Origin of the sequence: Streptomyces sp. NPDC046215, from assembly GCF_040646215.1 — a bacterium.
Lineage (GTDB): Bacteria > Actinomycetota > Actinomycetes > Streptomycetales > Streptomycetaceae > Streptomyces > Streptomyces stramineus.
This window is the reverse complement of record NZ_JBEYZW010000124.1, coordinates 1-16,705: the sequence shown is the minus strand read 5'-3', so window position 1 is coordinate 16,705 and position 16,705 is coordinate 1. Positions and strand designations below refer to the sequence as shown.

12 protein-coding genes and 1 pseudogene are annotated in these 16,705 nt (G+C 74.0%); 6 read left to right on the top strand and 7 right to left on the bottom strand.

Annotation, left to right across the window (positions count from 1 at the left end):
• Positions 1–520: 520 nt before the first annotated feature.
• A complete protein-coding gene (locus ABZ951_RS31670) occupies positions 521–970 on the top strand; it encodes a PTS glucose transporter subunit IIA (protein ID WP_344096834.1) in 450 nt (149 codons plus the stop codon).
• 88 nt (positions 971–1,058) lie between these two features.
• Positions 1,059–2,729 (top strand): phosphoenolpyruvate--protein phosphotransferase, encoded by a 1,671-nt coding sequence (gene ptsP / locus ABZ951_RS31665; RefSeq protein ID WP_344096832.1) that lies wholly within the window; start codon positions 1,059–1,061, stop codon positions 2,727–2,729.
• A 63-nt stretch (positions 2,730–2,792) separates the two neighbouring features.
• Here ptsP and ABZ951_RS31660 read toward each other — a convergent pair whose 3' ends face one another.
• Both ABZ951_RS31660 and ABZ951_RS31655 read right to left on the bottom strand, forming a co-directional pair.
• The gene (locus tag ABZ951_RS31660) at positions 2,793–3,719 is read right to left on the bottom strand and encodes a hypothetical protein (RefSeq protein ID WP_344096829.1); all 927 of its coding nucleotides are present in this window, start codon (positions 3,717–3,719) and stop codon (positions 2,793–2,795) included.
• A gap of 22 nt (positions 3,720–3,741) precedes the next feature.
• Positions 3,742–5,004 carry an MFS transporter gene (locus ABZ951_RS31655; RefSeq protein ID WP_344096827.1) on the bottom strand — a complete coding sequence of 421 codons (1,263 nt, stop codon included), beginning with the start codon at positions 5,002–5,004 and terminating at the stop codon, positions 3,742–3,744.
• 45 nt (positions 5,005–5,049) lie between these two features.
• On the opposite strand from ABZ951_RS31655, the gene ABZ951_RS31650 reads away from it, so the two are divergent.
• On the top strand, positions 5,050–6,372 hold the full coding sequence (locus tag ABZ951_RS31650; protein WP_344096825.1) for an aminotransferase class I/II-fold pyridoxal phosphate-dependent enzyme: 1,323 nt from the start codon (positions 5,050–5,052) through the stop codon (positions 6,370–6,372).
• A gap of 33 nt (positions 6,373–6,405) precedes the next feature.
• On the opposite strand, the gene ABZ951_RS31645 is transcribed toward ABZ951_RS31650, so the two are convergent.
• The gene (locus ABZ951_RS31645) at positions 6,406–8,412 is read right to left on the bottom strand and encodes an acetoacetate--CoA ligase (protein WP_344096822.1); all 2,007 of its coding nucleotides are present in this window, start codon (positions 8,410–8,412) and stop codon (positions 6,406–6,408) included.
• 230 nt (positions 8,413–8,642) lie between these two features.
• Here ABZ951_RS31645 and ABZ951_RS31640 point away from each other — a divergent pair, with 230 nt between their 5' ends.
• Together ABZ951_RS31640 and ABZ951_RS31635 are read left to right on the top strand one after the other, a co-directional pair.
• Positions 8,643–11,003: a glycoside hydrolase family 31 protein gene (locus tag ABZ951_RS31640; RefSeq protein WP_344096820.1), complete on the top strand. Its 2,361-nt coding sequence runs from the start codon at positions 8,643–8,645 to the stop codon at positions 11,001–11,003.
• A 56-nt stretch (positions 11,004–11,059) separates the two neighbouring features.
• Positions 11,060–11,848, top strand: coding sequence for a M15 family metallopeptidase (locus ABZ951_RS31635; protein WP_344096817.1), 789 nt, complete (start codon positions 11,060–11,062; stop codon positions 11,846–11,848).
• Positions 11,849–11,858: 10 nt separating this feature from the next.
• Here ABZ951_RS31635 and ABZ951_RS31630 read toward each other — a convergent pair whose 3' ends face one another.
• The 4 genes from ABZ951_RS31630 to ABZ951_RS31615 form a co-directional block, all read right to left on the bottom strand.
• Positions 11,859–12,443, bottom strand: a complete 585-nt coding sequence (locus ABZ951_RS31630) for an ATP/GTP-binding protein (protein WP_344096814.1) — start codon at positions 12,441–12,443, stop codon at positions 11,859–11,861.
• A 168-nt stretch (positions 12,444–12,611) separates the two neighbouring features.
• Complete coding sequence (locus ABZ951_RS31625) at positions 12,612–13,070, bottom strand: DUF742 domain-containing protein (protein WP_344096812.1); 459 nt, start codon at positions 13,068–13,070, stop codon at positions 12,612–12,614.
• Between the two features lie 8 nt (positions 13,071–13,078).
• Positions 13,079–13,528, bottom strand: a complete 450-nt coding sequence (locus ABZ951_RS31620) for a roadblock/LC7 domain-containing protein (protein ID WP_344096810.1) — start codon at positions 13,526–13,528, stop codon at positions 13,079–13,081.
• Entirely contained in the window at positions 13,525–15,921 is a 2,397-nt protein-coding gene (locus ABZ951_RS31615) for a nitrate- and nitrite sensing domain-containing protein (RefSeq protein ID WP_344096808.1), read from the bottom strand. The genes ABZ951_RS31620 and ABZ951_RS31615 overlap by 4 nt, the downstream gene beginning before the upstream one ends.
• Before the next feature lie 313 nt (positions 15,922–16,234).
• Between ABZ951_RS31615 and ABZ951_RS31610 the strand changes: the two are divergent.
• Positions 16,235–16,705: pseudogene (locus tag ABZ951_RS31610) on the top strand (hypothetical protein); the annotation flags it as partial.

Below are 16,705 nucleotides of genomic sequence, written 5' to 3'. Positions count from 1 at the left end.
CGCGTCCCGATCCAGAGGATCAGGGACGGGGTATTTTATAGTCTGGCGTTGACTTTTGGCACGCTGTTGAGTTCTCAAGGAACGGACGCTTCCTTCGGTCCCTTTTCACGGGGCCCTCCGGGCGCTTCCCTTCGGTGTTCCACCACTCTATCAGGAGTTTTTCCGCTCCCTTACCGCTCGTTTTCCGCAGTCACCAAGGACATGCAGGCACACAGAAGCGGATCCGGGAAATGGATCATATCCAATAGAGTGCCGCCCCTCGCCTTGCCAGCAGTTGACTGCGGGCCTCGGTCGTGGGCAGGGATCCGACAGTACATCTCCGGGCGGGGCGAGGCAAATCGATTTCGGCGGCCCCCGGACGCCCACTCTCCGTGACGGTGCGGGCTCTCTCAGGGCCTCCGCCGGGTGGCCTCGCTCGTGCGGAACCCCCAGTTCTCATGACATACGCTTTCTGACCAGCGCGCCGTCCAGGACAGGCAGTGACGGCGTGTGATGAATCATCACCCCTGGGAGGCTTCCCATGACCACCGTGACGTCCCCGCTCGCCGGACGCGCCATCGGACTCGAGGCAGTGCCCGACCCGGTCTTCTCCGGCGCGATGGTGGGTCCCGGTACGGCCATCGACCCCGTCCGCGAGCCCTCCGCCGCGGTTTCACCCGTCGACGGCGTCATCGTCTCGCTCCACCCCCACGCGTTCGTCGTCGTCGACGCCCTCGGGCACGGGGTGCTCACGCACCTCGGCATCGACACCGTTCAGCTCAACGGCGAGGGCTTCGAGCTGCTCGTCAACAAGGGCGACACGGTGACGCGCGGCCAGGAGGTCGTGCGCTGGAACCCGGTCGCCGTCGAGCAGGCCGGCAAGTCGCCGATCTGCCCGATCGTCGCGCTCGAGGCCACCGCCGACTCGCTCGGCGACGTGCGCGTGGACGGCGACGTCAAGGCAGGCGACGCGCTGTTCAGCTGGAGCTAGTCCGGCACCGTCCCCTATGTACGGGGACGGCACGTACGACATCCACCCGCGGCGGCCCGAGCCGCCGCATCAACCGGAGACGGGTGAAATGGAGACAACGCTGCGAGGCGTCGGCGTGAGCCACGGTGTGGCGATCGGCGAGGTGCGGCACATGGGCACGGCGGTTCTGGAACCGCCGGCCAAGCAGATCCCGGCCGATGAGGCGCCGCGCGAACAGGGGCGCGCCCGCCAGGCCGTGGAGGCTGTCGCCGCCGACCTCATCGCGCGCGGCAACCTGGCCGGTGGCGAGGCCCAGCACGTGCTCGAGGCCCAGGCCATGATGGCGCAGGACCCGGAGCTCATGGCGGACGTCGAACGGCGCATCACCGTCGGCAGCACCGCCGAGCGTGCCGTGTACGACGCTTTTGCCGCCTACCGCGCGCTGCTCGCCAACGCGGGCGAGTACCTGGCCGGCCGGGTGGCCGACCTGGACGACGTGCGGAATCGTATCGTCGCGCGTCTGCTGGGCGTTCCGATGCCGGGTGTCCCGGACAGCGACGAGCCGTACGTGCTGATCGCGCGGGACCTCGCTCCCGCCGACACCGCGCTGCTCGACCCGACGCTGGTGCTCGGCTTCGTGACCGAGGAGGGCGGGCCGACCAGCCACAGCGCCATCCTCGCCCGCGCGCTGGGAGTTCCGGCCGTCGTGGCGCTGCCGGGCGCCGGTGAGCTGGCCGAGGGCACGGTCGTGGCCGTCGACGGCAGCACGGGCGACGTCTTCGTCGACCCGAGCGCCGAGAAGCGGGCCGAGCTGACGCGGGCCGCCGAGGCGCGCAAGGCGGCTCTCGCCGCTTCGTCCGGTCCGGGTGCGACGTCCGACGGGCACAAGGTGCCGCTGCTCGCGAACGTCGGCGGTCCGGCGGACGTGCCGGCCGCGGTGGAGGCGGGCGCCGAGGGCGTCGGTCTCTTCCGTACCGAGTTCCTCTTCCTCGACGACAGCGAGAAGGCGCCGTCGGAGGAGAAGCAGGTCGAGGCGTACCGCAAGGTGCTGGAGGCGTTCCCCGAGGGCCGGGTGGTCGTGCGGGTGCTGGACGCGGGCGCCGACAAGCCGCTCGCCTTCCTGACGCCGGCCGACGAGCCGAACCCGGCGCTGGGTGTGCGGGGTCTGCGGACGCTGCTGGACCACCCGGAGGTGCTGCGCACGCAGCTCACCGCACTGGCCAAGGCCGTCGAGGGGCTGCCGGTCTACCTTGAGGTCATGGCCCCGATGGTGGCGGACCGCACCGACGCGAAGGCGTTCGCGGACGCGTGCCGGGCGGCCGGGCTGCAGGCGAAGTTCGGTGCGATGGTGGAGATCCCCTCCGCCGCGCTGCGGGCCCGCTCGATCCTGCAGGAGGTCGAGTTCCTGTCGCTGGGGACCAATGACCTGGCGCAGTACACGTTCGCCGCGGACCGTCAGGTCGGTGCGGTGTCGCGGCTGCAGGACCCGTGGCAGCCGGCGCTGCTCGACCTGGTCGCGGCTTCGGCCGAGGCCGCCAAGGCCGAGGGCAAGAGCTGCGGCGTGTGCGGTGAGGCCGCGGCCGACCCGCTGCTCGCCTGTGTGCTGACCGGTCTGGGCGTGACGAGCCTGTCCATGGGTGCGGCGTCCATCCCGTATGTGCGCGCGACCCTGGCCAAGCACACGCTCGCCCAGTGCGAGCGTGCCGCCGCCGCGGCCCGGGCGACGGACTCCGCCGAGGAGGCCCGCGTGGCCGCGCAGGCGGTGCTCTCCGGCGAGTGAGCCGGTGAGACAGCTGTGATGTGAGGGGTGCCCCGCCGGTCCGGCGGGGCACCCCTTGCGTTTTCAGTCCCTCTCTTCGCCCTCCTCCCGGTCGTCGGGGCCGGGCTCGGCGAGCGGGAGCCCCGCGCGGTAGTCGACGCCGGGCTCGGGGGGCACCGGCTCGCCGGTGTGCGCGTCGGTGCAGTAGGCGGCGAAGACCTCCGCTTCGGTCAGGGGCCTCAGCCAGCCGTCGCGCAGGGTCCAGCCGCGTACGGCGTCGCGTTGCCCGGGCACGGTGGAGCGCAGGACCACTCCGCCCGGGCGGTCCGTGGCGATGCCCGCCGCCAGGACGGTGCAGAAGACCAGCGCCGCGGTCTCTCCCAGGTGCAGCAGGCCGTCGCCACTGTTGTCCGTGTGGAGCACGGCGACCAGCGGGGTGGTGCCGTCGGCGGGGACGCTGCATACGAGGTGGTGTGTCCCCGGACCGACGGCTTCGATGAGCCGGCGCAGGGCCCGGGTGGCGCGGGCGAAGGCCGCCCGGGCGATGTCCTCGCCGCAGGAGGCGCAGTTCCCGCCGCCGGTGAGGAGGCCGGTGGCGCATTCCCAGGTCGCCTGCTGTTCCACTTCCTCGATGAGGCGGGGCAGCAGGCGGGCCAGGGGCTGGCCCTCGTAGGTGACCTTGGTGCCCGCCGCGGCGATCTCCGCGGTGTAGCGGGTGCGGCTGGCCGGGGCGTCGGGGTTGATGTGGGAGGCGGAGCAGAACTCCTCGTAGCCCTCCGGGTCGAAGAGGGTCACGCTCGTGTGTCTGCCCTGGGCGGCGCGGGCCCGCAGCAGCCCCTCCACCTGCCGCAGGTACGCCGCGTGGTCGTCGAAGGTGAAGGTGCGGTAGCGCCGCATGGCGGCGAAATCCCTCTCGTCGGCCAGCACGGCCACGGTGCCGGGCACTTCGCGGCGCAGCGTGCGCCGCGCCGTCAGTCGTCGTCGGTTGCCGTCATTCCTGGTGTGCGCCATGACTCCCCCTCAGCGCGGACGATCAGTGCTTGCTCACTGTAAGTGACGGCACTGACATCGCCGGGTGGTCGCGGTCGCGCACCAGGCGCCGCTGGGCGCAGCAGACCGCGGCGAGTCCGGCGCCGAGGCCGAGCCAGCCGAGGGGGCCGGCGGCGATGACGCCGGTGAGAGCCAGGGGGCCGACGCTGCGCTGCGTGGCCTGGGCCAGGCCGTGGACGCCGAGGTAGGCGCCCTGTGTCTCGGGCGGGGCGAGGGCGACCGACAGTTCCCAGGAGATCGTCGCGTGCAGCATCTCGGCGACGGAGAAGGCGGTGGCGGCCAGGGCGAGGGCGGCGGTGGCGAGCCAGGGGACGTCGACGGCCGAGGCGGCGAAGGCGGCGCCACCGGCGAGGAGGACAGCGGCCAGGGGCAGGAGGGAGTTGCGGGCGGCGGCGGGGGTGGTGCCGAAGCGGGCGAAGGGGACCTGGAAGCAGACGACGAGGGCGTTGTTGAGGACGAGGAAGAGGGGGACGGCCTGGTGGGGGACGGCGGTGGCGGTGGCGGCCCACAGGGGCAGGCCGATCTTGAAGATGGAGTCGTCGAGGCAGAGGGGTATCTCACCGAGGGTGTAGAGGAGGTAGCGGCGGTCGCGCCAGGGGCCGGTGGCCGCCTTCCGCTCCGGCGCGGTGCCGGCTTCCGGGGCGGCCGTGGTCCTGACGGTGTGTGAGGGGGTCGGCTCCGTGCACCGCAGGGTGAGCAGGGCGGTCGCGACGAAGGAGAGCGCGTCGCCGATCAGGAGCGCGCGGTAGACGGTGGGGGTGCCCGCGGTGAGGGCGCCGGCTGCCGTGAGGCCGCCGACGGCCCATCCGATGTTGGCGGCGGTGCGGTTGATCGCCTGGTAGCGGACGCGTTCGGGGCCCGCGATCCGGGTGGCGTACAGCTTGGTGAGGACGCTGGACGCGCGGTCGCCGAGGCTGCCGGCCGCCGCGAAGGCGAGGAGGAGGCCCAGGTCGGTGGTGGTCAGGAGGGCGAGCGAGGCTAAGGCGCGCACCACTTGGACGAGGGCGAGCAGCGGCCGGAGGGGCAGCCGGTCGGCCAGGAGGCCGCCGAGGGGCGGGCCGGCGATGCCGACGGCGCCGGAGACGGCGAGGAGGAGGCCGATCTCCGCGGTGGTGAGCCGGACGACGTAGAGGAAGTAGAGGGCGGCGGTCGCCCCCCAGAGGCCGGATCCGACTCTGTCGACGAAGGTGATGGCCAGCAGGCGCCGGCCGTCCGGTCCCCCCGGTATCCGCACCGGTATCTGCATGTGAACCCCTTGACCGAGCTATTGTATTGATACATAATCAGATCTGTGGCAACACAATATGAGATCACGGGTACCAATGCCAAGGGAATTGCCGCGTCCATCGAGGGCGGTGTCGCCGGCGGCTTCCTGCCGCCGGGCAGCGCGCTGCCCCCGGTCCGCGTGCTGGCCGAGCGGCTAGGAGTGAGTCCGGGGACGGTCGCGGCCACGTACAAGGAGCTGCGCGGGCGCGGGATCGTCCTGACGCGCGGCCGGGGCGGGACGGTGGTGGCCGACGCCCCGGCGGTCGCCTCCCGGCGCCCGCCGAAGGTGCCGGACGGGCTGCGCGACCTGGCGGGCGGCCATCCCGATCAGGCGTTCCTGCCCGACGCGCTGCCGTCCGTGCGCGTGGTCCCGGGGTCGCGTTCGCACCGGGCGGCGCCGCGGCTGGAACGGCTGGAGGTGCTCACGCGCGCCTGGTACGAGCGCGACGGCGTACCGGCCGACCGGGTGACGTTCGCGCACTCCGCGCTCGACTGCGTGGCCCGGCTGCTCTCCGTCGAGCTGCGCCCCGGCGACGCGGTGGCGATGGAGGACCCGGGCTACCACCACCTGCTCGACCTCGTGCCGGCGCTCGGGCTGCGGTCCGTGCCCGTCGCGGTGGACGACGAGGGCATGCGGCCGGAGGCGCTGCGGGCGGCGGTGCGGGCGGGCGTCCGGGCGGTGATCTGCAGCCCGCGCGCGCAGAACCCCTACGGCGGGTGCTTCTCCGCCGAGCGGCGGGACGCCCTGGCGGAGGTCCTCGCGCAGGCGCCGGACGTGCTGGTGATCGAGAACGATCACGCGGCCGAGGTCGCCGGGGCACCGCTGCACAGCCTCACGGCGGGCGGCGGGCCGGCGCGCTGGGCCCAGGTCCGTACGGTCACCAAGTACCTGGGCACGGACCTGCGCTGGGCGGCGCTGGCCTGCGACGCCACCACGCTGGCCCGGCACGACGGGCGGCTGTTGCTCACCTCCGGCTGGGTGAGCCACGCCCTGCAGGAGGCCGTGGCCGGGCTGCTGACCGACCCCGCGGCGCAGGACCTCGTGCGGCGGGCGCGCGCCGCCTACGCGCTGCGCCGGGAGGCGCTGCTGCGGGAGCTGGCGGCGCACGGGATCGCCGCGCACGGGGCCGGCGGGCTGAACGTCTGGGTTCCGGTGCGCGACGAAGCCGCGGTCGTCAGTGGTCTGCGCTCGTCGGGCTGGTGGGTGGCGGCGGGGGCGCGGTTCCGGATCGCCTCCGCGCCCGGGGTGCGGATCACCACGGCCGGGCTGGAGCCCAGGGACGCGGTGCGGCTGGCGGCGGACTTCGCCGGGACGCTGGGCGAGCGGCAGGCGACGTACGGGGGGTGAGCCGCGCGCCGCCGGAACTGCGCCCGCCGCCGGTCAGGCGCGGTCGCGGCCCAGCTTCTCGTAGAAGTGCAGGAGGGTGATGTCGTCGACGGAGCCGGGGTTGACGGCCTTCTCCAGGGGGGTGCCCTGGAGGATGCGTTTGACGGGCACCTCGATGCGCTTGCCGGTCAGGGTGTGCGGGATGCCCGCCACCTCGATGACCTCGTCGGGGACGTGGCGGGGCGAGAGCTGTTCACGGATGGTCCCCTTGATGCGGTCGAGCAGTGCCGTATCCAGGGTGGCGCCGGGTGCGAGGTGGACGAAGAGCGGCATCCAGTAGCCGCCGTCGGGCCGTTCGACGCCGATGACGAGGGATTCGCGGATTTCGGGGAGGCGTTCCACGGCCTCGTAGATGTCGGCGGAGCCCATCCGGACGCCCTGCCGGTTGAGGGTGGAGTCGGAGCGGCCGTGGATGACCACGCTGCCGCGGGAGGTGAGGGTGATCCAGTCGCCGTGGCGCCAGACGCCGGGGAACATCTCGAAGTAGCTGTCGCGGTAGCGGCTGCCGTCGGGGTCGTTCCAGAAGCGGACCGGCATGGAGGGCAGCGGGGCCGCGACGATCAGCTCGCCGACCTCGTCGACGACGGGCTCACCCTGGGCGTCCCACGCCTGGAGGTCGGTGCCCAGGCAGGGGGCCTGGAGCTCGCCGATGTGCACGGGGAGGGTCGGGACGGCGCCGGCGAAGCAGCTGCAGACGTCCGTGCCGCCGCTGACGGACGCGATCCACATGTCGTCGGCGACCTCGTCGTGGATCCAGCGGAACCCGTCGGGCGGCAGGGGGGAGCCGGTGGTGGCGACGCACCGCACCCGTGAGAGGTCGAAGTCGCGCCCCGGCCGGACGCCGGCCTTGCGGCAGGCCATCACGTAGGCGGCGGAGGTGCCGTAGAAGGTCGCGCCGGTGCGTTCGGCGACGCGCCACTGGGCGGCGGTGTCGGGGTGGCCGGGGCTGCCGTCGTAGAGGACGACGGTGGAGCCCACCAGCAGGCCGGAGACGAGGAAGTTCCACATCATCCAGCCGGTGGAGGTGTACCAGAAGAAGCGGTCGCCGGGGCCGAGGTCGCAGTGCAGGGCGAGCTGCTTGAGGTGTTCGACGAGGATGCCGCCCTGGGACTGGACGATGGCCTTGGGCAGGCCGGTGGTGCCGGAGGAGTACAGCACCCACAGGGGGTGGTCGAAGGGGACCTGCTCGAAGACCGGCTCGACGTCGGCCGAGGTGAGGGCGGACCACTCCAGCGCGCCCTCGGGGGCGGCGGTGCCCAGCTGCGGGATGTGCACGACGGCCCGCACGGTGGGCAGCCCGGCGCGCAGCTCGGCGACGGTGTCGGCGCGCTCGTGGCGCTTGCCGCCGTAGTGGTAGCCGTCGACGGCGAACAGGACGACGGGCTCGACCTGCTGGAAGCGGTCCAGGACGCTGCGGGCGCCGAAGTCGGGGGCGCAGGAGGTCCACACGGCGCCGATGGCGGCGGTGGCGAGCAGGGCGACGACGGCCTGCGGGATGTTGGGCACGTAAGCGCTGACCCGGTCGCCGGGGCGCACCCCCAGGCGGCGGAGTTCCGCGGCCAGCGAGCCGACCTGGGCGCGGAGCTCGGTCCAGCTGACCGGGCGCGGCTCGTGGGTCTCGTCGACGTGCAGGAGGGCGGGACCGTCGGCGCGGGCGGGGTCGGCGGCAGGGCGCAGGGCGTGCTCGGCGTAGTTGAGGGTGGCGCCGGGGAACCAGGTGGCGCCCGGCATCGCCGGGTCGGCGAGGACCCGCTCGTAGGGGGTGGCGAAGCGCACCTCGCACCATTCGGTGACGGCCTGCCAGAAGCGCTCGGGTTCGGCGACGGACCAGCGGTGCAGGGCGGTGTAGCTCGCGGCGGGGTCCCCGGCGACGGAGGCGGGGGCGCCGTGTTCCCCGGCCGCCCAGGAGTGGAAGCGGGTGACCTGGGCGCGGGCGACTCGGTCCGGGCCGGGGCTCCACAGGGGCTCCGGCTGGGCGGCGGGCGGCGGTGCGGTGGTCATGGCGGCTCCCGGGCTGTACGCGTCGTGGGCGTCGCCGCGCACACGGGCGGGGTATGCGCGTGACGCGGCTGCCCAGGACGATGCCACGTGATCGACTCGGATACCAGGGCCGGCGGCTCTTCTCCGGGCCCCGGACGCCCTCGGGCGCCCGGGGCGGGGTGTCCCCGCGGGGGGTGAACGGCGGTTGAACGCAGCCCGCACCGGAGGTCGTCGGTGGCAGGGTGATCAGCATGGATGCTCGTGATCTGCTGAGGTTAACGAGGACGGTCGCAACGGCCCGGGGGCTGCGGTCCCTGCGGACGGCGCTGCGGCGCCGGCGCGCGGACGCGGCGGGGCTGCCGAAGCGGGGGCCGGAGCGGGCGCGGGTGCCGGGGGCGGCTCGGGGCGCGGAGCCGGAGCCCGGCGGTGGGGTGGTGCGGTTCGCCCGGTCGTCGCTGCGGGTGCGGGTGGCGGCCGGCGGCGCGGTGTTCTGCGGGTGGGACGGGGCGCTGCCGGAGCCCTCGTACGCCCTGGCGGGGCCGGTGCCGGAGGCGGACGAGCGCGCGGTGCTGGAGCCGGACAAGGACGGCGGCTGGCGGGTGGTCTCGGAGCGGGTGCTGGTCGTGGTGGGCCGGCACGGCACGGTGGAGGTGCGCACGCCCGGCGGGGTGCTGCTGCGGCGCGATCTGCCGCCCCGCTGGTGGGAGGCGGAGGGCCGGGAGGCGCAGGAGGGGAGCGGGGCCCGGTGGACGCAGCGGTCGCAGGTGCCGGCGGACGCGCGGTTCTTCGGGCTGGGCGGCCGGGCGGCGGGGCCGCGGCTGCGCAACGGCGCGTACCGGCTGTGGAACACCGATCCGGGGGGCACGTTCGAGCCGGGTGACGACCCGCTGTACATCACGATGCCGGTGCAGCTGGTCGTGGCCGACGCGGGCACCCACCTGTCGTTCTGCGACAACTCCCACGACGGCCGGGTGACGTTGCAGGAAGGCGAGGAGGGCGCGGGCTCGGGCCACGACCGGCCGGGCCGCTGCGAGCTGCGGATGGAAGGGGGACCGCTGCGCTCCTGGGTGGTGGTGGGCACGCCCGCGCGGGTGCTGCACGGCTGGGCCGCGCTGACGGGCGCGGCGGCGCTGCCGCCGTCCTGGGCGCTGGGGTACCAGCACGCGCGCTGGGGGTTCGGCAGCGAGCGTGAGGTGCGGCGGGTGGTCGCCGGTTACCGCGAGCGCGGGCTGCCGCTGTCGGCGGTGCACCTGGACATCGACCACCACCGGGGGCACCGGGTCTTCACGGTGGACCAGGAGCGGTTTCCCGATCTGCCGGGGATGGCGGCCGGGTTCCGGGAGGAGGGGGTGCGGCTGGTGTCCATCGTCGACCCGGCGGTGAAGGCCGAGCCGGGGTTCCCGGTGTACGACAGCGGTGCGCGGGCCGGGGTGTTCGTCACGGACGCGCGGGGCCGTGAGGTGCGGGGCGAGGTGTGGCCCGGCGCGTCGGTCTACCCGGACTTCACCGATCCGGCAGTGCGCTCCTGGTGGGGCGGGTGGTACGCGGAGCGGCTGGCGCAGGGCTTCGCCGGGGTGTGGCACGACATGAACGAGCCGGTGTCGTTCACGGCGTTCGGCGACCCGACGCTGCCGCTGTCGGCCCGTCACGCGCTGGAGGGCCGCGGGGGCGACCACCGCGAGGCCCACAACGTGTACGGGCTGGCCATGGCCCGCGCGGGGTACGAGGGCCTGTGCGCGCTGCGGCCGCGGGAGCGGCCGTTCCTCTTCTCCCGGTCGGGCTGGGCCGGGATGCAGCGCTACGGCGGCACGTGGTCGGGCGATGTGGCGACGGGCTGGCCGGGGCTGCGGGCGTCGCTGGCGCTGGTGCTGGGCCTGGGGCTGTGCGGGGTGCCGTACTCGGGCCCGGACGTGGGCGGTTTCACCGGTTCGCCGTCGCCGGAGCTGTTCCTGCGCTGGTTCCAGCTGGGGGCGTACCTGCCGCTGTTCCGGACGCACGCGGCGAACTTCGCGGGGCGGCGGGAGCCGTGGGAGTTCGGGCCGGAGGTCCTCGCCCACGCGGGGGCCGTGCTGCGGGAGCGGGAGCGGCTGCTGCCGTACTTCGTGACGCTCGCGCATCTGGCGCGGCGGACGGGGGCCCCGTACGTCCGCCCGGTGTGGTGGCGTTCGCCGGAGGACCGGGCGCTGCGGGACTGCGAGGACGCGTTCCTGCTGGGCGATTCGCTGCTGGTGGCGCCGGTGCTGGAGCGGGGCACGGACCGGCGGGCGGTGCGGCTGCCGCGCGGGCGGTGGTACGACACGGTGACGGGCGAGGCGTACGAGGGGCCGGGGCAGGTGCTGCTGGACGCGCCGCTGTCGCGGATCCCGGTGCTGGCGAGGGCGGGTTCGGTGCTGCCGGTGGCCGGGGCGGACGGGCGGGTGGAGCTGGAGGTGTGGGCACCCGCTCCCGGCCGTACGGGCGGCGGGGTGCTGATCCCGGACGCGGGTGACGGCTGGGAGCCGGCCGAGGCGGAGCGCTTCACGACCCGGCTGCGGGACGGTGAGGTGGTGGTGGAGCGGGAGGGCTCGCCGGACGTGGGCCACCGGGTGCGGGTCAGGGGAGCGGGGCGGTAGCCGTGAGGGCGGGGGTGCTCTTCCGGTGCGCCCGCTTCCCTGCTATTCGGAGTGTCATGACCGCACTCTCCCGCGCCCTGCGGGCCCTCACCGCGCCGCTCGCCGCGCTCGTCGTCCTGGCCGCCCCGTCGTCGGTCCCCGCCGCGTCGGCGGAGTCCGGCGCGCGTCCGCCGGGGTTCGTGGCCCTGGCCGACGTCGACCCGACGATCCTTCAGGAAATGCGCTACCGCGGCGTCCACAACTTCACCGGCCACCGCGTCCACGGCTACCGCCGCCCGGTGTGCCTCCTCACCCGGCCGGCGGCCGTGGCGCTGCACCGGGCGCAGCGGGCCCTGCTGCGCCGGGGGTACACCCTGAAGGTCTACGACTGCTACCGCCCGCAGCGGGCGGTGAACGACTTCGTCGCATGGGCGAAGGACCTCGGGGACGAGCGGATGAAGGGGGAGTTCTACCCGCGGGTGGCGAAGTCCCGGCTGTTCGCGGACGGGTACATCGCCGAGAAGTCGGGGCACAGCAGGGGCAGCACCCTGGACGTGACGCTGGTGCGGCTGCCCGCGCGGCCCACCCGCCCGTACGTGCCCGGGGAGCCGCTCGTGCCGTGCTACGCGCCCCGGGGGCAGCGGTTCCCTGACAACTCGGTGGACATGGGCACGGGTTTCGACTGCTTCGACACCCTCTCCCACACCCTCGACCCGCGGATCCAGGGGCGGCAGCGGGCGAACCGGCTGCTGCTGAAGTCGGCGTTGGAGAGCGCGGGCTTCGTGAACCTGCCGGAGGAGTGGTGGCACTACACGTTCACACCGGAGCCGTTCCCCGACACGTACTTCGACTTCCCCGTCCGGTGAGGCCCGGGCGCTACCCGGCGGCGCCGGTGGCGATGGCGTGCTCGACGACGGAGACGAGGACGTCCTTGACGGACTCGCGTTCGCGGGCGTCGCACATGACGACGGGCACCCCGGGGTCGAGGTCGAGCGCGTCGCGCACGTCCTCCTCGGGGTAGCGGTCGGCGCCCTCGAAGCAGTTGACGGCGAGGGTGAAGGCGATGCCGCGGCGCTCGAAGTAATCGACGGCGGCGAAGCAGTCCGCGAGCCGGCGGGTGTCGGCGAGGACCACCGCGCCGAGCGTGCCCCGGGCGAGCTCGTCCCACAGGAACCAGAAGCGGTCCTGGCCGGGGGTGCCGAAGAGGTAGAGGACCAGGTCGTCGCGGAGGGTGATCCGGCCGAAGTCCATGGCGACGGTGGTGGTGCGCTTGCCCTCCACCCCCGAGGTGTCGTCCACCGGGCGGCCCGCCTCGGTCAGGAGCTCCTCGGTGCGCAGCGGCTTGATCTCGCTGACGGAGCCGACCAGGGTCGTCTTGCCGGCGCCGAAGCCGCCGGCCACCAGGAGCTTGAGAGCCACCGGGCGGGCGGTGGAGCGGGTGTGCTCGGAGCGTACGGACATCGTGGTTGTCGCCCTCCTCCGATCCGGGCCGACCGGGACGTGCCGGGGCCCGCGCCGCGGTGCGCTCCCCTGTGGAAGGTGATCGTCACCCAAGGACCGTGCTCACGACAAGTCCCTTCGGCGGGGCGCACCGCCCGGGCCGGGAAACCGGGCGGTGCGCCGGGCCGCTCAGAGGGCCCGCAGCCCCTCGATGACCTCGCGCAGGATGCTCGCGTCGGGCAGTTCCGCCGGGGGGACCGGGCGCAGGGCGCGCACGTACCGGGCGGCCACCAGGTCGCCGATGAGGACGCGTACGACCCCGACCGCGAGGTCCAGGTCCGCGGCGAGTTCCGCGACGGTGCGGGGCTCGCCGCGGGTCAGGCCGACAATGTCCAGGTGCTCCGGGGAGAGCGTCCGGTCGGCGACGGCGTGGCCGGCCGGGCCGTCCTCGTCCGCGATGACCAGCGCGATCAGGTCGAGCTCCGCCGCGGCCGCGCTGTGGGTGCGGCCGCGGGTCATGGCGTACGGGCGCACGACGGGGCCCGCCGCGTCGTCGTACCAGCGTGCCGCCGCGGCGTCGCCCTCTCTCCCGGTCCGCCCGTCCCCTCTGTCTCCTCCGTTCCCTCTGTGGTGTCCGTCCCCGGCCATGCCGGCGGTCACGCGTCGGCGGCCGTGCCGGTCCGCGGGGCGGTGGCCAGGTGGGCACCCACGCGCTTGACGAGCAGCGTCATCTCGTAGGCGACGAGCCCGATGTCGGAGCCGGCGTCGGCGAGCACGGCCAGAGCGCTGCCGTCGCCCGCGGCGGTGACGAACAGGAACGCCTCGTCCAGTTCGACCACCGTCTGGCGCACCTCGCCCGCGTCGAAGTGGCGGCCGACGCCCTTGGCGAGGCTGTGGAAGCCGGAGGCGACGGCGGCCAGGTGTTCGCCGTCCTCGCGGGAGAGGTCCTTCGACGCCCCGGTCGCCAGGCCGTCGCCGGACAGGACAAGTGCCTTGCGGATGCTGCCGACGCGCTCGACGAGCTCGTCGAGCAGCCAGCTCAGTCCGGCGTCCGCCGGTGGCCGCTCGTCTGCTCCGGTGCGTATCGCGGCCTTGGATGCGGTCATGGGCCGTCCCCCTCAGATGTGGTTCCTGGTGCTGTCGTTCTCGTTGGGTCCGCCTCATTCTCCTCCCGGCCGCGCTGCCAGCCGCGCTGCAGGGCGGCCATGCGGGCCCGCACCTCGTCGGCGTCACGGTCGGGTTCCGGACGGGCGGTGTCCGGTGCGGCGGGCGCGGGGTGCCCGCGCCGCGCCGCCGGGTCGTCGCGCAGCTGCGGGACGAGGCTGGCCTGCCGCACGCGCCGGGGCAGCCCGCCGGTCGGGGTCCGCTCGTCCTCGGCCGGGCGCTCCCGGCCGGCGGTGGGCGCGGTGGTCCGGCGGCGCGGCAGGAGCGGGACGTCGTCGTCCGCCTGGCGGTGCTGCTCGCCGTCCTCCCGGCCCGACGGGCAGAACGGGAGGGCCGGTTCGGCCAGGTCGTCGAAAAGCGACCAGCGCTCGGGGTCGGGGGCATCGAGGTCGGTGCGCAGGCGGGCCGGTGCGGGCTTCTGGGTGAGCGCGACGGTGTCTCGGTCGGGTGCGGTCTCGGTGAGCCGGTCCAGCGGGATGAGGACGACGGCGGTGGTGCCGCCGTACGGGGAGGGCTGGAGGGTGACCCGTACGCCGTGGCGCTGGGCGAGCCGGCTGACGACGAACAGCCCGAGGCGGTCGGTGTCGGACAGCTCGAACTCCGGGGTCTCCGCGAGCCGGAGGTTGGCTTCGAGCATCGCCTCGGCCGTCATGCCGAGGCCCCGGTCGTGGACCTCCAGCGTGAAGCCGTTGGCGACCCGTTCGCCGGTGACCTGCACCACGGTGTGCGGCGGGGAGAAGACCGTCGCGTTCTCCAGGAGTTCGGCGAGCAGGTGGGTGAGGTCGGCGACCACGGGGCCCTGGACGGCCAGCCGGGGCAGCCGGCGCACCTCGATGCGCTTGTAGTCCTCGACCTCGCCGGCCGCGGCCCGTACGACGTCCATCAGCTGGATCGGCTTGCGCCACTGCCGGGCCGGGGAGGCGCCGGAGAGGATGACCAGGCCCTCCGCGTGGCGGCGCATCCGGGTGGTGAGGTGGTCGAGGCGGAAGAGGTCGGCGAGCTCCTCGGTGTCCTCGGTGCGCCGCTCCATGGTGTCCAGGAGGGTCAGCTGACGGTGCAGCAGGACCTGGCTGCGGCGGGCGAGGTTGACGAAGACGTCGGAGACGCCGCGGCGCACGTCGGCCTGTTTGACGGCGGCCTCGACGGCGGCGCGCTGGAGGGTGTTGAGGGCCTTGCCGACCTGGCCGAGCTCGTCGGGGCCGTAGTCGAGGCGGGGTGCCTCGGCCTCCAGGTCGATGCGCTCGCCGGCGGCGAGGCGGCGCAGCACGCCGGGCAGCCGGACGCCGGAGACCTCGTGGGCCTCTTTGCGCAGCTGCCGCAGGTCCCGTACGAGGCCGCGGCCGATGCGCAGGGAGATGACGTAGGAGCAGACGAGGGCGGCGAGGCCGAGCACTCCGGCGACGGCGGCCTTGACGAGGATCTCGATGGCCTCGGGCCGGACCCGTTCGTTGTAGCGCTCGCCGGCCTCGGTGCCCATGCGGGCGAGGTCGCCGAGGACGGCGTCGGCGGCGCTGCGCCACTTCCCGGGGTGGACGGCGTGCGGGGCGCGGCCGGCGCCGGCGAGGATCACGCTGTCCTCGGCGATGCGCAGTTCCCGGGTGCCGGTGCCGCGCCAGTAGTCCTCGTAGATCTTCTGGTCGGCGGTGGGGAGCAGGCTCAGGTTGGTGCTGTAGAGGATGCGGCGTTCGGCGACGCGGTCGGAGAAGGCGCGCAGGTCCTCCCGGGTCATGGTGCCCGCGGCGAGGGCGCCGGCGAGGAGGGCGTCCTCGCGGGAGAGCGCCTCGCGGGCGCGGGCGATGCCGACGAGGGCGCGGCCCTGCTTGTCCACGTCGGCCTTGAGGGCGCCGAGGCCGGCGATGAAGGCGTAGTGGGGTTCGACGAGTTCGCTGTAGGCGTCGAAGGCGCCGGCGCGGTGGAGGGTGCCCTCCTCGACCTTGTGGCGGATGCCGTCCAGGCCGCCGAGGCCCTTCTCGATGCGGTCGAAGCGGGCCGCGGCGGCGGCGCTCATCTCGTCGCGCGCGCCGCGGGCGACGCGGAGGAAGGTGGTCCGTACGCCGTCGGTGGCCCGCTGCCGGGCGTGCAGGGCGTCCCGCGCGTCGGCCCGGCGGGGGTCGGCGAGGAGGACGAGGGTCTGGCGGCGTTCGTCCTGGAGGGCGCGGACCATGTCGTCGGCGGGGAAGCCGACCTTCTTCATGACGTCGGCGAAGGCGAACAGCCGGGCCGCCTCAGTGCCGGTGATCACGGTGGCGAAGGCCCACAGGGCGGTCAGCGACACGAGCGGCACGAGCAACAGCGCCACGATCTTCCGGCGGATCGACTTCCCGCGAAAGCGCATGGCCTCCCCCACGTCGACCCCGGTGCACGGGGGTGGTGTTTTTGACGACAACAATGCGGCGAGAGCCTACTACTGCGTCGCACAGGTCTCGAAGACCAGTACGGCAATCGAACTTCGCTCGTGACGCATTCGGGTGACACCTTGTCAGACGATGCCGGATTTATCGGCCCGACTGGAATGCTTGTTTTTCCCCTTTTCATCGGTCCGATGGGAACCTTCCGGCAACCCCGCACGCTCTTTGAGTGGGGGGACGACGCAGGACCGATGCCGTGGCCGCGCCCGACGAGGGCCGCCACCGGGGAGGCGAGCCGGCATGGAACCGCAGCACAGCGCCCCTTCGCGCCGGGGCCGGTCACTGTGGGTCGAGGAACCCGCGCGCCGGCCGCGGATGCCGGACCCGGTCCGGGAGGCCGCGGTGCGCGCCGTCCTCATCATCTCGGTGACCATGGTGCAGGCCATGATCGCGGCGCTGTTCGCGCTCGCGGGGTCCTGGCTGGCCCTGCCCACGATGCTGTGCGCCGTGCTGAGCGTCGTGGCGGCGACCTGGTCGGTGCTGGACGTGTGGGTGACGCGGCAGGTGTGGCGCCAGCGGCACGGCGTGGTGTCGGTGCCCAGCAGCACGGCGCGAGCGGGGCGGGGGCCCCGGTCCCTTCGGCATTTTTGAGGTGTGGCCGGCGGTTTTTCGACTGCGGGCCGTCGTGGCCGCCTGCGGCGGCCCAGCGCCCTTCGGGCGCGTCCTCAAGCGCCGGACGGGCTGATGTGGCTGAGGTCAGCCACATCAGCC

Excerpts from the sequence above, each read along its gene's own strand:
- ABZ951_RS31670 (WP_344096834.1), top strand. The coding sequence starts at position 521 with ATGACCACCGTGACGTCCCCGCTCGCCGGACGCGCCATCGGACTCGAG.
- ptsP (WP_344096832.1), top strand. The coding sequence starts at position 1,059 with ATGGAGACAACGCTGCGAGGCGTCGGCGTGAGCCACGGTGTGGCGATC.
- ABZ951_RS31660 (WP_344096829.1), bottom strand. The coding sequence starts at position 3,719 with ATGGCGCACACCAGGAATGACGGCAACCGACGACGACTGACGGCGCGG.
- ABZ951_RS31655 (WP_344096827.1), bottom strand. The coding sequence starts at position 5,004 with ATGCAGATACCGGTGCGGATACCGGGGGGACCGGACGGCCGGCGCCTG.
- ABZ951_RS31645 (WP_344096822.1), bottom strand. The coding sequence starts at position 8,412 with ATGACCACCGCACCGCCGCCCGCCGCCCAGCCGGAGCCCCTGTGGAGC.
- ABZ951_RS31640 (WP_344096820.1), top strand. The coding sequence starts at position 8,643 with ATGGATGCTCGTGATCTGCTGAGGTTAACGAGGACGGTCGCAACGGCC.
- ABZ951_RS31635 (WP_344096817.1), top strand. The coding sequence starts at position 11,060 with ATGACCGCACTCTCCCGCGCCCTGCGGGCCCTCACCGCGCCGCTCGCC.
- ABZ951_RS31630 (WP_344096814.1), bottom strand. The coding sequence starts at position 12,443 with ATGTCCGTACGCTCCGAGCACACCCGCTCCACCGCCCGCCCGGTGGCT.
- ABZ951_RS31625 (WP_344096812.1), bottom strand. The coding sequence starts at position 13,070 with ATGGCCGGGGACGGACACCACAGAGGGAACGGAGGAGACAGAGGGGAC.
- ABZ951_RS31620 (WP_344096810.1), bottom strand. The coding sequence starts at position 13,528 with ATGACCGCATCCAAGGCCGCGATACGCACCGGAGCAGACGAGCGGCCA.
- ABZ951_RS31615 (WP_344096808.1), bottom strand. The coding sequence starts at position 15,921 with ATGCGCTTTCGCGGGAAGTCGATCCGCCGGAAGATCGTGGCGCTGTTG.